The 15,342-nt window shown below is 27.9% G+C and carries 14 protein-coding genes, 1 tRNA gene and 1 other annotated feature; all 15 genes read right to left on the bottom strand.

Annotation, left to right across the window (positions count from 1 at the left end; genetic code table 11):
• A partial coding sequence (locus WAO56_RS10210) for an InlB B-repeat-containing protein (protein WP_422144898.1) occupies window positions 1-1,242 on the bottom strand: 1,242 nt, incomplete at its 3' end.
• Between the two features lie 308 nt (window positions 1,243-1,550).
• The gene (locus WAO56_RS10205) at window positions 1,551-2,099 is read right to left on the bottom strand and encodes an NADPH-dependent FMN reductase (protein WP_422144897.1); all 549 of its coding nucleotides are present in this window, start codon (window positions 2,097-2,099) and stop codon (window positions 1,551-1,553) included.
• Between the two features lie 106 nt (window positions 2,100-2,205).
• Window positions 2,206-2,281 (bottom strand) — tRNA-Arg (locus WAO56_RS10200).
• Window positions 2,282-2,289: 8 nt separating this feature from the next.
• Entirely contained in the window at window positions 2,290-3,480 is a 1,191-nt protein-coding gene (locus WAO56_RS10195; RefSeq protein WP_422144896.1) for a D-alanyl-D-alanine carboxypeptidase family protein, read from the bottom strand.
• Window positions 3,481-3,657: 177 nt separating this feature from the next.
• Window positions 3,658-4,932, bottom strand: a complete 1,275-nt coding sequence (serS, locus tag WAO56_RS10190; protein ID WP_422144895.1) for a serine--tRNA ligase — start codon at window positions 4,930-4,932, stop codon at window positions 3,658-3,660.
• 128 nt (window positions 4,933-5,060) lie between these two features.
• Window positions 5,061-5,227, bottom strand: a binding site (T-box leader).
• A gap of 195 nt (window positions 5,228-5,422) precedes the next feature.
• A complete protein-coding gene (locus WAO56_RS10185) occupies window positions 5,423-6,154 on the bottom strand; it encodes a sugar phosphate isomerase/epimerase family protein (RefSeq protein WP_422146354.1) in 732 nt (243 codons plus the stop codon).
• Window positions 6,155-6,200: 46 nt separating this feature from the next.
• Complete coding sequence (locus WAO56_RS10180) at window positions 6,201-7,316, bottom strand: ABC transporter ATP-binding protein (RefSeq protein ID WP_422144893.1); 1,116 nt, start codon at window positions 7,314-7,316, stop codon at window positions 6,201-6,203.
• An 8-nt stretch (window positions 7,317-7,324) separates the two neighbouring features.
• Window positions 7,325-8,149 carry a carbohydrate ABC transporter permease gene (locus WAO56_RS10175; protein WP_422144892.1) on the bottom strand — a complete coding sequence of 275 codons (825 nt, stop codon included), beginning with the start codon at window positions 8,147-8,149 and terminating at the stop codon, window positions 7,325-7,327.
• Entirely contained in the window at window positions 8,139-8,972 is an 834-nt protein-coding gene (locus WAO56_RS10170) for a carbohydrate ABC transporter permease (protein WP_422146353.1), read from the bottom strand. The genes WAO56_RS10175 and WAO56_RS10170 overlap by 11 nt, the downstream gene beginning before the upstream one ends.
• 123 nt (window positions 8,973-9,095) lie before the next feature.
• Complete coding sequence (locus WAO56_RS10165) at window positions 9,096-10,412, bottom strand: ABC transporter substrate-binding protein (RefSeq protein ID WP_422144890.1); 1,317 nt, start codon at window positions 10,410-10,412, stop codon at window positions 9,096-9,098.
• Window positions 10,413-10,783: 371 nt separating this feature from the next.
• Complete coding sequence (locus WAO56_RS10160; RefSeq protein ID WP_422144889.1) at window positions 10,784-11,425, bottom strand: HAD-IA family hydrolase; 642 nt, start codon at window positions 11,423-11,425, stop codon at window positions 10,784-10,786.
• Window positions 11,426-11,532: 107 nt separating this feature from the next.
• Entirely contained in the window at window positions 11,533-12,285 is a 753-nt protein-coding gene (locus WAO56_RS10155; protein ID WP_422144888.1) for an amino acid ABC transporter ATP-binding protein, read from the bottom strand.
• Window positions 12,269-13,870, bottom strand: coding sequence for an ABC transporter permease subunit (locus WAO56_RS10150; RefSeq protein ID WP_422144899.1), 1,602 nt, complete (start codon window positions 13,868-13,870; stop codon window positions 12,269-12,271). The genes WAO56_RS10155 and WAO56_RS10150 overlap by 17 nt, the downstream gene beginning before the upstream one ends.
• A gap of 120 nt (window positions 13,871-13,990) precedes the next feature.
• On the bottom strand, window positions 13,991-14,497 hold the full coding sequence (locus WAO56_RS10145) for a hypothetical protein (RefSeq protein ID WP_422144887.1): 507 nt from the start codon (window positions 14,495-14,497) through the stop codon (window positions 13,991-13,993).
• Window positions 14,498-14,508: 11 nt separating this feature from the next.
• Window positions 14,509-15,330 carry an alpha/beta hydrolase gene (locus WAO56_RS10140; RefSeq protein WP_422144886.1) on the bottom strand — a complete coding sequence of 274 codons (822 nt, stop codon included), beginning with the start codon at window positions 15,328-15,330 and terminating at the stop codon, window positions 14,509-14,511.
• Window positions 15,331-15,342 lie beyond the last annotated feature (12 nt).

The following is a 15,342-nucleotide window of genomic DNA, read 5'->3' as shown; positions in this document are numbered from 1 at the left end:
AACCCATTGAGCATAAAGAGTTGTATCTTCTGTTATTATGAAAGTATCTTCTACTGTATCATTTCCCAATGGATCCTTAGCCCAACCATCAAATATATAATCATTTCTTACTAAATTACCTATGTTTCCCTTTACTGTAACAAGACTTCCATGACCATAATCGATGTTATCAGTAGGAACTTCTCCTGATGTAGCTCCATTACCATCATAGGTAACTTTATATACATCCATGCCCTTTTCCCATTGGGCATATAAAGTAGTATTTTTACTTATAGGTGTTTCAAAATCAAATTCATTAACACCTTCTTTATCTGTTGACCAATATGTAAATTTATAACCTTCTCTTTCAGGGTTTTCAATTTTATTTAATTTACTACCATATTCAACTTCTTGACTATCTAAAATCTTACCAAAACTATTATTAAACTCAACCTTATATTTTTCTAAAACTCTACAATATGTATCAGGTTTATTTCCATCATATTTTTTTATGAATTCCTCTGTTGATGGATATAAAAATTCTTTTTCCAATCCTTTCCAACTATCAGTGTAAGGATTTATTCCTTTTTCTAACCCTGTATTACCTTTAAATCTAAAGGTTGTTCCTAGTACTAATTTATTTAAATAAGGAGTATTCAGAAAAATATTATTGAGGTCTTTAACTTTACCTGTATTAAAATTAGATAAGTCTATTTCTTCAAAATTAGAATCAGCAAACATATAGCTCATATTAGTAACATTATTAGTATGAAGATTTGATACATCTAGCTTTTCAATATTCTTTATATTGGAAAACATATAAGAAGTATCCTTTAAATATCCAGTTTTCCACCTAGAAATATCTATTTCCTTAACCTTAACTCCATCAAATAAATGAGACATATTAGTGGTTTCTTTTACATCTAAATTTTTTAAATTGTTTATTTCTTTTAAGTTTTCAAAACCACTAAATAAATATGACATATCTATCGGAGCTTTTGATTTAGCTGAAAAATTTATAATTCTAATATCATCTTTATTTAAATCACCATTATTCCAAGGCGCTTCTTCAACAGTTGAAAGAGCTCCTAAATAAAAAACGATTTCTCCATTATCATAATATTCCCATTTAGAATTTTTCCATTTTCCTTCTTTAAGAATTTTCCTAGAATTTTCATTAAGCCCATTAGCATTTGCATATGTAAAATTTAAAAATATAGAACATATTAAAATAGATACAAGAACAAATGCCTTTCTCTTCATTTTCTATCACCTCTGTACTTACTCATATTGTTTTAAGTATAGAATATACTACAATTTTTTTCAAAGATATATTTAATTGATAATATACCAATGCATAGATATTATGTTAAGAACTTATGTTGTTTATATGTTCTTATTATTTCAAAGTTATACAATATCCAACTTATAAATCAAAAATTTATAATATTGAATTTATTTCATAGTTCTTTTTAAATTTTCATTTTTTTTAAATTCTAACTATATTTTACATAAAAACCCCCTTGTCCTACTATTTGACAAGGGGATTCAACAACTAATTCCTTATTTTATTAATTAAACTTATTAACCCAAGTTTTAAAAGCTTGGGAAAATTTATTTAAATATTTTTCAGTTCTTTCAACAACCTGACCTTCATCATTAAAACAAGCCCCTGAATCTCCTAAATATATTTCTGGTTGTTGCATCATATATACATTTAAAAATGTCATACTTTGTCTTAAATGATGATTAGCTCCAAAACCTCCAATAGCACCTGTTGAAGTAGAAACTATAGCCCCTGGTTTACCATCCCAAACACTAGAACCATAAGGTCTAGATCCAACATCTAAAGCATTTTTTAATACAGCTGGTACAGATCGGTTATACTCTGGAGTTACAAATAAAAATGCATCCATTTCCTTTACTTCATCTCTAAACTTAGTCCATTCAGCAGGTACTTTTCCCTCTTGTTCCAAATCTTCGTCATAAAATTGCAAGTTTCTTATATTTATAAAAGATACTTCAAAATCATTTTCTAATTGTTTCGCAATTACTTTTGCAGTTTTCTTTGAATAAGATCCTTCTCTTAAACTTCCAACAAATATTCCTAATTTTTTCATTTTATCCTCCTATAGATTAATTATATATATACGTACATTAAATTTTTACCCAATAAATTCTATTAATAAAATTAAAAGTCGAAAATCTTTAAGATTTTCGACTTTATGGCACCCCCAACCGGACTCGAACCAGTGAATCTCCCTTAGGAGGGGAGTATTATATCCAGCTTAATTATGGGGGCATATTGATTTAAAAGTTTAAATACAATCTTGTATTTTCATAAATATCTGAAAACATTCTTTTCACTCTTGTACCAAACCCTGCTTTATTATAATCCTCTTTGACAATTAAATCAACATCATATACTTTACCATCATTTCCCCTAATTGACAATACTCCAACCTTATCCCCTGATTTTAAAGGTCCAGTTACCTCTATATTTATATCTCCTGTTATAGTCAGTCCTTCAGTTTTATCATATAAAATATCTCTAGTTTGCTTAGGATAAACTTCTACTACTCCTGAATCTATGCTATTAATTTTTAATTCTCTATAAACTTCATTTTCATCTACTACTTTACCATATACATAATTTCCATTTATATAGTTGAATATAATTTCAGCAATGTTTCTTCTATCATCATTGGAGTTAGCTCCCATTAAAATAGAAATAAATCTATGTTCTTTTAATGTTTCGTTGGAAATTGGTTTAAATGTAGAAACTAAACAATAGCCCGCTGCGTCTGTAGTTCCTGTTTTTAATCCATCTATCCCTGCAATTTCTCCTAGTAGTGGTATTGTACTTTGTTTACTTACTTGTAATTCAGGAATTTCTAAAACTTTTGTTGATGTAAGCTCTAAAATTTCAGGGTAGGTTTCTAAAACATACCTAGACAGTCTATAAACATCTCTTACTGTCATTGTGTTTTCTTCCTTTGTATTTGAATCTGGAAGTCCTGATGCGTTAACAAAATTAGCTTTTTCCAAGCCTATTTCTTTAGCTTTTTCATTCATGGACCTAGTAAATTCTTCTTCAGAGCCTCCAACGGTTTTTGCTAATGCATAGGCCGCATCATTGCCAGAAACAATTATTAAACCCTTTAACAATTGTTCTATTGTTACACTTTGATCTGTCGCTAGGGATAGTGAAGAGCCTCCAATAGCAGCAATATCTTCTGTTACCGTAATAGAATCGGTTAAATTTAAGCTTCCTTTTTCTATTGCTTCCTTTGTTAAAATATATGTCATAAGTTTTGTAATACTAGCAATAGATACTACCTCATCTTCATTATAAGATGAAATTATTGTATCACTATCAAATTCAGCAATTATGTAACCCTTAGTAGAATCTTCAAAACCTGGTATTGCTGCAAATGATATATTTGAAAAAATTAATACAAGTGTCAAAATAAAAGCAAATAGTTGTTTTTTCTTTTTCATATCCCACCTCATAGTTATTATACAATAAAGAAAATGTATATTAAACTTTGTTAGCATATTGTAATATTAGAAAAATATTTTTAAAATTATAATATACAAAATTTCCCTAACTTTATTATAATTGGTTTTTAAACAAATTAATAGGATAGACCTATAATCTACCCTATTAATTAAATACTATTTCTTTTCTATTTTTTCTACACCATTCATATAAGGTCTTAAAACTTCTGGAATTGTTATTGTACCATCAGCATTTTGACAGTTTTCAAGTATGGCAGCTAATGTTCTTCCTACTGCTAAACCTGAACCATTTAAAGTATGAGCAAATTTAACTTTTCCATTTTCATCCCTATATTTTATATTTGCTCTTCTTGCTTGGAAGTCCAAGAAGTTACTACATGAAGAAATTTCTACATATCTATTGTAGCTTGGCATCCAAACTTCTATATCGTAAGTTTTTGCAGAAGAAAATCCTAAATCCCCTGAAGATAATATTACTACTCTATAAGGTATATTTAATTTTTGTAGTACTTCTTCAGCATCATTTGTTAATTTTTCCAATTCATCAAAACTTGTTTCCTGATCTGTAAATTTAACTAACTCCACCTTATCAAATTGATGGTTTCTAATTAATCCCCTTGTATCTCTTCCTGCTGAACCTGCTTCTGCTCTAAAACAAGGTGAATAAGCAGTATAATGAATAGGCAATCTTGCTCCATCAATTATCTCATCCATAAATAAATTTGTAACTGGTACTTCTGCTGTTGGTGCTAAGAAAAGATCTTTTTGTGGAACATAGAACATATCCTCTTCAAATTTTGGTAATTGTCCTGTTCCAAACATGGCTCTTCTATTCATCATTACAGGAACCCAAACTTCTTCATATGTTTGATCTATCGTATGTAAATCAAGCATAAAGTTTATTATTGATCTTTCAAGTCTTGCTCCTAAACCTTTAAATACAGAAAATCTTGAACCTGAAATTTTAGTTCCTCTTTCAAAGTCCAATATATCTAAATCCACTCCTAAATCCCAATGGGCTTTAGGTTCAAAATCAAATTTAGTAGGTTCTCCCCATTTTCTGATTTCAACATTGTCTGAATCATCTTCTCCTTCTGGTACTTCATCAGCTGGAGTGTTAGGAATATTTGCTAAATAATTATATATTTCATCATCATATTTTCTTACTTCTTCATCTAATTCCTTAACTTTATTTGATAATTCCTTCATTTGAGCAAAAACTTCTGTAGTATCTTTTCCTTCTTTTTTCAATACTGGAACCTGTTTAGAGATTTTGTTTTGCTCAGCCTTCATTTCTTCAACTTGTTTAATGGTGTTTCTTCTTTTTTCATCAACTTCTAAAAGTTTATCTATCGGAAAATCCCCATGTCTTTTTTCTAAAGCTTTTAAAACTCCCTCTTTGTCTGCTCTTAATCTTCTAATATCTAACATAATTCCTCCTTGTATTTTAAATAGCCACGCCACTACTATAAAATATAGATTTAAGAAAATCTACTAGTTAATTATTCTTTTATTACAGGTATAATTTTATTATAAAATAAAAAAACTCATCCCTTAATAAAAGGGACGAGTAATACCCGCGTTGCCACCCTAATTACGATAAAATATCGTCACTTATAGGCCTTTAGCTCCAGGACGGATTCTATAATATTCAATATTTGCTTACACCAGCCGCAAACTCTCTATGCTTGAAAAATTATATACTACTTCCTTTCATCGCTAATATGAAATTATAAATAATTATACCATATACTTAGTTTATCAACAAGTTAAAGCCTAGTGAAAAGAAAGTTATATTCTAGTTATATATAATTTTTACAAGATTTTTTTTCCTTAGTTCACTTAAGTAATAATTAGGCTTATATTTTATTCTTATACTAAAACTATTAATCCATAAGTTGTCGAAATATTTACTATACTATTATAGGTCAAAATTTTTCTTTATAAATTCTATATCCTGAACTACGCCATTAAAATCTTCAGAAACAACCTCACCGTATTCTATAACTATATCAGCTTCTGGGGTATACTTTTTATATAGTTTCTTAAAGTTATTAAAGTCCAAAGTTCCATTTAAAATTCTGTCGTGATTATCATCAAACCCATTATTATTATGAACATGATAAGCTTTTATTTTATTTTGTAATGTTTTTATTATATTTTCTAAATCCCAACCATTAGCATTTATGTGCCCTATATCTATTAGAATATAATTTTCTATTTTTAAGCATTCTTCTATAAACTCTTTTTCTGTAAATAGATTATTTCCTATAGAATTAACTCCTGCATTCTCAACATATATTGAGATGTTGTATTCCTTGCTAATTTCATTTAATTCTAATAAATTAAGTCTTGAATTATAAATCATCTCTTCTTTTACATCTGCATTTACTACTTTATTGTTATGATGAAATACAAAATACTTTCCCCTTAATATTTTTCCTAACTTAAAGACCTCTATACAATCATTAATTGCCTTCTTATATTCTAAACTGCCTTTAGGTGCACTATGCTCTATATTATAATATGGTCCATGAAAACTTATTGCATATTTTTTTAATTCATCAATAGATTCTGTTATTTCTTCTATAATTTTTCCTTCTTTTAAAATTGGAAATATCTCTATGCCTATTTGAAATTCATTATCTACCATTTTAAAAAGTTTAAATATATTTAAAAAAGAGGTTTTAGCATAAATATTAGTGCTTATATAAATTGTCATAATTTTCCACTTCCTTTGGATAACCTATGTTGTTTTCAGTATTTTCATTAAAAAAATGTAATTTATAGTCATTAAAGGAAATACTAACTTTATTTCCTATTTCCCAATTTTTATAATCATCTAAAACTATCCACTCATCACCATCTACATCAACTACTATGGCATAGTTGGGACCAAGATTTTCTATAAATTTAATAACTCCAAAAATTGAATTATCTACTTTTTCTTTTGAAATTTTTAAATGTTCCGGACGAGTTCCTACGATTAAATTAGAATTATTGTTTTTCTTTAATACCTCTTCCCAAACATCATTAATTAATATACTTTGTTTTTTAATAATTACCCTGTTCTTCTCCAATTTTATTTTTTTCAAATTCATTTTAGGATTTCCAATAAATGAAGCAGTAAATATATTACTAGGATAATTATATACTTTTTCCGGAGTATCTATCATTTGGATTTTACCCTCATTTAATAAAGCTATTCTATGACCTATTGTCATAGCTTCTACTTGATCATGAGTAACATAAACAAATGTATGTTTATACATTTCGTGTATTTTAATTAGTTGTTTTCTAGCGTTATGACGTAATGTTACATCTAAATTAGACAATGGCTCATCTAATAAAAAGTAATTTGATCTTTTTACTACTGAACGAGCTAAAGCAACTCTTTGCCTTTGTCCTCCTGAAAGTTCTTTAGGTAACCTATCTTTATATTTTTTTAAATCTAACATATCTAACACTTTTTCTAATCGTCGATTTACCTCTTCCTTGTCTATTTTACTGGCTTTTAGTCCAAAGGTAATATTTTCTGAAACAGTCATATTTGGATAAAGTGCATAATTCTGAAAAACCATAGCAATATTTCTATGTCCACTTTGCATATTAGTAGCATTTTTCCCATTTAAATACAATTCTCCTGAAGATATTGTTTCTAAACCTGCTATCATACGCAATATTGTTGATTTCCCACATCCAGAAGGTCCTAATAATACCAGTCTTTCGCCTTCTTTTATTTCTAAATTCAAATTTTCTATAACTGGCGTGTCCTTATATGATTTATATACATTTTTTAACAATATTTCTTTCATTTTTACTCCTACTTAACTCCTGCTGATACAAAAGTTCCTATTATATATTTTTGAAATACTAGATACAATGCTAACGGTAATATCATTGCTATTACAGAAACAGCCATTGCAACTGAAAAATTAGTTCCGCCTTCTGAACTTATAAAATTCTGTAATGCTAGTGGTAATGTATAATTTTCTGTAGTTTTTAACACTAAAACAGGCCATACATATTCATTCCAGGCAGTTATAAAAAACCAAATTCCCGTTGAATAAACTGCATGTTTACTCAGTGGAAATACAATTCCCCTCATTATAGTTCTATCGTTTAAATTATCCAGTTTTGCAACTTCTATTAAGCTCTTTGGTATTGAACGCATTGTCTGTGTTAGTAAAAATATCCCCATTGCATCTGCTAATTGCGGCAGTATAATTCCCCATATTTTATCTATTAAGCCAAGCTTTGATATAATCAAATAATTTGGAATCATTGTTACGGTAAATGGAACAAACATTGTTCCTATGAATATAAAATAAAGTAATCTTTTCCCTTTAAAAGTACCATATACTATTGCATATGAGGCAAAAAAAGAAATAAATAGCTTTATTAATGTTATTGCTGTTGCAGCAATAAATGTATTAAATGTAATCTTAAAAATTGGTAAAGATTCAAATAAATACTTATAATTTTCCAAGGTTATTTTTTTAGGAATAATATCTAAAATAGTATGGTAGGCATCTTTAAGGGGTTTAAAGGAATTACTTATTGAAAATATAATAGGATATAAAGATATTATAATTATTAGAATAAAAATAATATGCCAAACTATATTTTTCTTGTTTTTAGTTTTCATAATAAACTCCTTTTTCTACAAATTTAAATTCAAGAATAAGTAATACTGCAAATATTATCATAGTTATAACTGACAGTGCTGAAGAACTTCCTGTATTATACATTTCAAAGGCCTGCTGATAGGAACTATATATTAAGTTTGAACTTGCATTATCTGGACCTCCCTGAGTTATTACCTTAATAGGTGTAAATACATATTGAACTCCCTGAACTATTGTTATAATAAAAATATATACTCCCGTTGCACTACTCATTGGTAAAATAATCTTTAAAAAGATTTTTGTATTAGATAAATTATCTAATTTTGCCGCTTCTATTAATTCTCTTGAAATACCAGCAATTGATGCATATAAAACAATAAAATTATATCCAAACACCTTCCATGATGTTATTAAACTTATTACAACTATTACCCAGCCTTCCATTTTACTCCAAAACGGAATACTAAGTCCTACTTTACCTAAGATAATAGATAGTGGTCCTGATACAGGATTTAAAATCCATGTAAATAGTATAGAAGCCACTACTAATGAAATCACCGATGGAATAAATATTAAAGATTTATATATGTTCTTAAATTTACTTATAATCTGTTCCAAAACAAATGAAAGTATATATGGAACAACACAACAAAAAATAGTTAAAAGAACAATATATAAAAGAGAATTTAAAATTATTCTATAATTCTCCTTATTTTGAAAAATTGATATATAGTTTTCTAAGCCTACAAATTCTTTTTCTGGTGAAACCATATTCCATTTAAAAAAACTTAAATATACTGTATACAACAAAGGAATTACCATAAACAATATAAATACCAACAAAGACGGAGCAAGATAAATTATAGATTTAATATCATTTTTCTTAAAATTAAGTTTCTTATTTTTAATCAATATTAACAATCCTTTCATCACTTTATAGGAGTCGATAAAATCGACTCCTTATAATTAATCTAATAATTTATTTATTTCCTCTTGAGTTTTATCCATAGCCTCATCAACGTCTACTTTTCCAGTTAAAATTTGATCTCTCATATCCAATAGTTTTTGCTCTGCTTCTAAGCCGGAATTACCTGGAAAAGAAACCCAGGGAATAACTTTATCCATTTGTTCAATTGCCGGTTTCATCATAGTATTTTCTTCTAAAAACTTCTTTAAACCATCTTCTGATTCAGCTACATATTTACGAGGAGGTACATAGCCTGTTCCTATTGTCCATTTAGCCATATTTTCAACACTATATAAGTATTTAATAAACTCCCAAGAAGCAGCTTTCTTTTCATCATTAGTAGAAGTTATAGAAAGCATCGCTCCTCCTGCAGGTAAACGAGCTTCCTTACCTTCCCATGACGGAGATTCTATTGCTGTAATCTCAAAATCAGAGTTGCTTTGAATATTATTTCTTTGGGCTATAGTTGTATAAATCATTGCTACATCCCCTCTAATAAAGCTTTGAATTCCTTCTTCCCAACCTATATTTAAGGCAGTTTCATCTTCTAAAACCATATCCGCCCAAAGACTATAAGCTTCTTTACCTTCTTTTGATGCAAATGAAGCTTTCCCGTCTGTAATAAATTTAGCACCATTACTTTCTAAAACTGCCTGTGTTGCCCAATTGTCCATTGGTTCTTGAATATAAATTCCATATTTTCCGGTTTTTTCTTTAATGGTCTTAGAAATATTTTTTATTTCTTCCCAAGTAGTAGGACCATTTTCATCTAAACCCGCTTCTTTTAACAAATCCTTATTTAAATATAGCACTGGAGAACTTAAAGAATATGGTATTCCTACTTGTTTTCCATCTTTGTTCTTTGCTAAATCTAAAATATTTGGTAGAAAATTATCTGTTAGAAAAGATGAATTTTCCTTATCGAATTCTTCTATAATCTCCTGTGGTTCACTATATTCAAAATTTTCAGAAAAATAATCTAAAAAAGCCCATCCTACTTGAACAATATCCGGAGACATACCAGATGCAATGGAAGCTTGCATATTTTGCATTAATCCCTTATACATATCGGGATTATATTTTTCCACTACTTCAATTTCATCTTGAGATTTATTAAAACCCTCAACTAATTCTTTTACAGTTTTCCCTCCTTGAGTATCAGCATTTACATGCCAATATTCAATTTTAACCCTTTCAGATGATTTGCCCTCAGTGTCTTTTATATTAGCATCAGAAGAGCCACATGCTGTTAAGGAAACAATTCCTATATTTAAAACAGAAATTAATAATATAGATTTTTTTAAAATTTTTTTCATACTTTCCCCTTTCGATTATTATTTAATTAAATATTTAACTGTATTAATTCTAAATGAAGTCTGTAAAATTTATATAATGAAAATGTTAATTCTTTTAAATAAAAATTTAAAAAATTTTTTCAAATATTATATTCCTTATATTTTTTATAAATATATACTGGATTAATAAAGATAATGTTAAAACTAAATAAAAAAATTGTTTTCCCTTATTTTATTACAATAAAAAATTCTATTGAAATTAATCAATAGAATCTTTATTATTTTAAAATATACACTTAACATTAAAACATCTATCTTAATATAGAATTATTATAATTTATCATTTTAATTAGCTCTTTATAATTGTCATAAATAGAATCATTTTATTCCCCTTAGAAAATAGTTAGTATTTCTTTTGGAGTATTTACTATATAATCAGCCTTAGATTCTTTTAATTCCTCTAAGCTACCATAGCCATAGGTTACACCTATGGTTTTTAAATTAAATTTCCTTCCTCCTAAAATATCAAATTTAGTATCACCTATCATAAAAGATTTTTCCCTTTCGATTTTAATATTATCCAATATATATTGTAAAACCTCATTTTTATGGGATATTTTATGATCTAAGGTGGCCCCACCTATAAAATCAAAGTAATCTGTTAATCTATGTTGCTTTATTACTTCTCTTGCAAAAATTTCCGGTTTAGATGTAGCAAGTATTATTTTATTATCTTGTGCTTTTAAATTTTTAATTACATCGACTATTCCATCATATAATGTATTTTCATATACGCCTTGTTTTTTATAGTATTCCCTGTAAATATTAACTACTTCTATGGCCTTTTCCCTAGTAAATCCATAATTTTTCATATAGGAATCAAGTAAAGGAGGCCCTATAAAAGTATTTAATACATCTTCTCTGTTTTCATTTATTCCAACTTTATTTAAGGAATATCTTATTGAATTCTTTATTCCTTCTCCGGAATCTATTATTGTTCCATCTAAATCAAATAATAAAAATTGTCTTTTCATAATTACCTCTTTACTCTCTATTTTAATTACATTATATCAGTAATTATAAATATACAAAAACCCCCAAAATCCTTGTTGGATTTAGGGGTTTAGTCTATCTATTGGTTTTACTTAATTTCATTTCTAAATCTTGATAAAAATTCTTTGGTTCTTTCGTGTTTAGGATTTTCAAATAACTCTTTTGGAGTACCTTCTTCTGCTATAACTCCCTTATCCATAAAACATACCCTTGTAGAAACATCTCTAGCAAATTCCATTTCATGGGTAACTACAACCATTGTCATACCTTCTTCTGCTAAAGATTCCATAACATTTAAAACTTCTCCAACCATTTCAGGGTCTAAAGCCGATGTTGGCTCATCAAATAATAACACTTCAGGGTTCATAGACAAGGCTCTTGCTATTGCAACCCTTTGTTTTTGTCCCCCGGAAATTTGTGATGGCTTTGCATTTATATAGGCTGCCATACCAACTTTTTCCAAGTATTCCTTAGCTATTTTTTCAGCTTCTTGGCGGTCTCTTTTTAAAACCTTTACTTGACCTACAACACAATTATCTAAAATTGATAGATTATTAAAAAGATTAAACTGTTGAAAGACCATTCCTACCTTGGATCTATATTCATTTTCATTAAATTCTCCATCCATAATGGATTTACCATGAAATTTAATATCTCCTCCTGTTGGTTCTTCTAGTAGGTTAATACATCTTAACATTGTGGATTTTCCTGAACCGGATGAGCCTATTACAGATACTACTTCACCTTCTGAAATAGTCAAGTCTATATCTTTTAAAACTTCAACATCTCCAAAGCTTTTTTTCAAATGTACTATTTCTATTATTTTATTTCTTTCTGACATTTGCGCCTCCTGTACTAGACTCCATTACAAAACTTGCACTATCGAACATTTTCTTTTCTACTAATCTTAATATTCTAGTAATTGTAAATGTAAGTATAAAGTAAATTATAGCTATTATTATATAGGTTTGGAAGTATTTATAAGTAGTTCCTCCAATAGATCTACCTATAAAGAATAATTCTGTAACAGATATAACTGATAATACAGAAGTATCCTTAATATTAATTACAAATTCATTTCCTATTGATGGAATAATATTTTTAATAGTCTGAGGAAGTACTACATTTATCATTGTTTGTGAGTGGGTCATTCCTATTGCCTTACATGCTTCAAACTGTCCTTCATCAATAGAGTTTATTCCCCCTCTTACAACCTCTGACAAATATGCACCTGTATTAACTGATACTACTAGAAAAGCTGTAAACATAACTTTAGTATCTATTCCAAAAAGATATGGAATTCCATAATAAATTAAAATCGCCTGAACCATCATTGGTGTTCCTCTAAATATTTCTACATAACAAGCTAGTAGAAAGTCCACTATTTTCATTATGTAATATTTAAAAGGATTTTTTCTTTTATTTGTTTCAATATTTCTAATTACTGCAACAATTAATCCTATAATAAAACCAATACTAGTTGCTACAAGTGCTAACAACATTGTAGTACCAACACCACTTAGAATTAAGGATTTATATTCTAAAGCGATATTTTTAATATCTGTGAAAAATCCTACATCTTCATCTTCAACTTGAAGTAATATGGCATCGTCCATCATTTCAAGTCTTTCTTCCTCTGATATTCCTGCAAGAACTTCATTGATTTGTGGAGTTAATTCACTACCTTTTCTTATACCTACAGCTATAGACGTATCTTCAGAACTTGTTTCAAATCCCTTACCTTTTTCAAATTCCACATAGGTTAAATCTTTATTTTTACTTGTAGCAGATAAGGCTCCCGGTCTTTCTGATACATAACCGTCTATTTTTCCCGTTGCTGTACTTAAAAGCATGGTAGAAAACTTATCCATTGCCTTTTGTTTCTTTACACCTTTAATCTGATCTATTACAGTATAATGAAAGGTATTTAATTGTCCTGTAATTCTTGCACCTTTAAAGTCTTGAATAGATTTAGCATTAGCATACTCACTATCCTTCTTTACAACAATAACTAAATCAGAAGTATAGTAATTATTTGAAAAATCAATTTCTTTTTTTCTCTCAGCTGTAGGTGACATACCCGCTATTATTGCATCTATCTTTCCACTTTGTAGCGCTGGAGCAAGACCATCCCATTCTATTTTTACTATTTCCAGTTTTAATCCTAGTCCATCTGCCAATTTCTTTGCCATTTGGACATCATAACCATTTGCATATTCTCCTGGACTATTTGACACTTCAACAGCATCATCTGCTGAATTTGGCTGTGTCCAGTTAAATGGGGCGTAGTCCACTTCCATTCCCACTCTAAAGATCCCTTCTGTCGCTGTTGTTTCTGCATTACTTACTGTTAACGGACTTACTAAAGACAGAAGTAATACAAAAATAAAGGAAAGCGAAAAAAGGCCCTTTATTTTTCTTTTTATCACTACTAACAATCCTCCCTTAATTTACAAATATATCTTAGTATATCATAATTAATTGATATATTCATTCATAATATTAAATAATTTTAACATAAAAAAAGAAAGTTTTAGAACTTTCTTTTAGTAATATATAGTTAATTTATAAAATTTTATTAGAAAAAGTATCTTTAAAAGGGATATTCCTATTGTAAAAATATAATCAACTTCAATATTAAATAAATTTAAAATTATTGATAAAAATAATAATATAATAATAATATCATTTGTAATTATTAATTTATTAGTAATTTTTAAATAAGTATCCACTTCTTTAATAAAATTTAATGTTAGATTTATTAAATATAAGGGAGTAAATATTAATAATAACCTTAGTATCGAGTTTACTATATCACTTATTTCTATATTTAATAGTTTTATAATAACCTGAAAGGATATTATAATAAATACTAAAATATACAGACTTAAAAAATACTTAAACTCCTTTTTATAACTAAATTTTTCCTTACATCCAAAAGCTATTAATGTAATTCCTAAAATATTAATAATTAGAGAAAAAATATCCCTATTAGAACTAATATATAATGGATTTAAGTAAATAATTAACGCTCCTAGAAATATTTTATACATTTCATCTACCTTTAAACTCTTTGTCTAATCCAGTTAACATAATCTTTTATTACTATATCTTTTGCTGGCTCATTAAATAATTCATGATATAAAGGATTATATATTTTCAATGTTTTATCTGATGAAGAAATTTCATTGTAAAATCTTTTACTTGCCTCTTTAGATATTACTTTATCCTCTGCCCCATGACCTAAAAAGCAAGGATAATAATACTTTGATGTATTGTTAAAAATATTTTCAGAAGCTTTAATAGTAAACTCCCTCATAAATCTAAGGGTAGCTTTATTTATAACCAATGGATCATTTTTATAGCTTTCTACTACATTTTTATCTGAAGAAATATTTTCACTTACTGGATTATTTATATAAAGACTGGAAAAAAGTCTTGAGGCTATTTTTAAAAATTGTTTTTTTACTCTTGGAACATCATAAAAATATCCAAAAGCTCCTCCTGAAAATAACTGTCCAGCTAGGGTATTAGGAAATTTTATACCAAAATTAGCGCAAATGTTCCCTCCCATACTATGTCCCAATGTAAAAACTTTTATATTTTCATTATTATCTATTACAAATCTAACAATTTCATATAAATCATCAACCATTTCTTTATATGATTTCATATCACCCATTTTACCTGTACTTAAACCATGTCCTCTTGCATCGTATCTGAATACTGAAATATTATTTTGATTTAATTTTTTTGTTATATAGTCGTATCTTTCAATATGTTCAGCAAAACCATGAACTAATATTACAATAGCAATTGGATTTGAAATATAGTCTTCTCTATAACGTAATTGAATAGAATCTTTTGTTAAAAAATATTTGTCCATAATATCTCCTCA

Origin of the sequence: Miniphocaeibacter sp. (assembly GCF_049276255.1) — a bacterium.
Lineage (GTDB): Bacteria > Bacillota > Clostridia > Tissierellales > Peptoniphilaceae > Miniphocaeibacter.
Note: the sequence above shows the minus strand (reverse complement) of the source record. Positions and strands in the feature narration are given on the sequence as shown.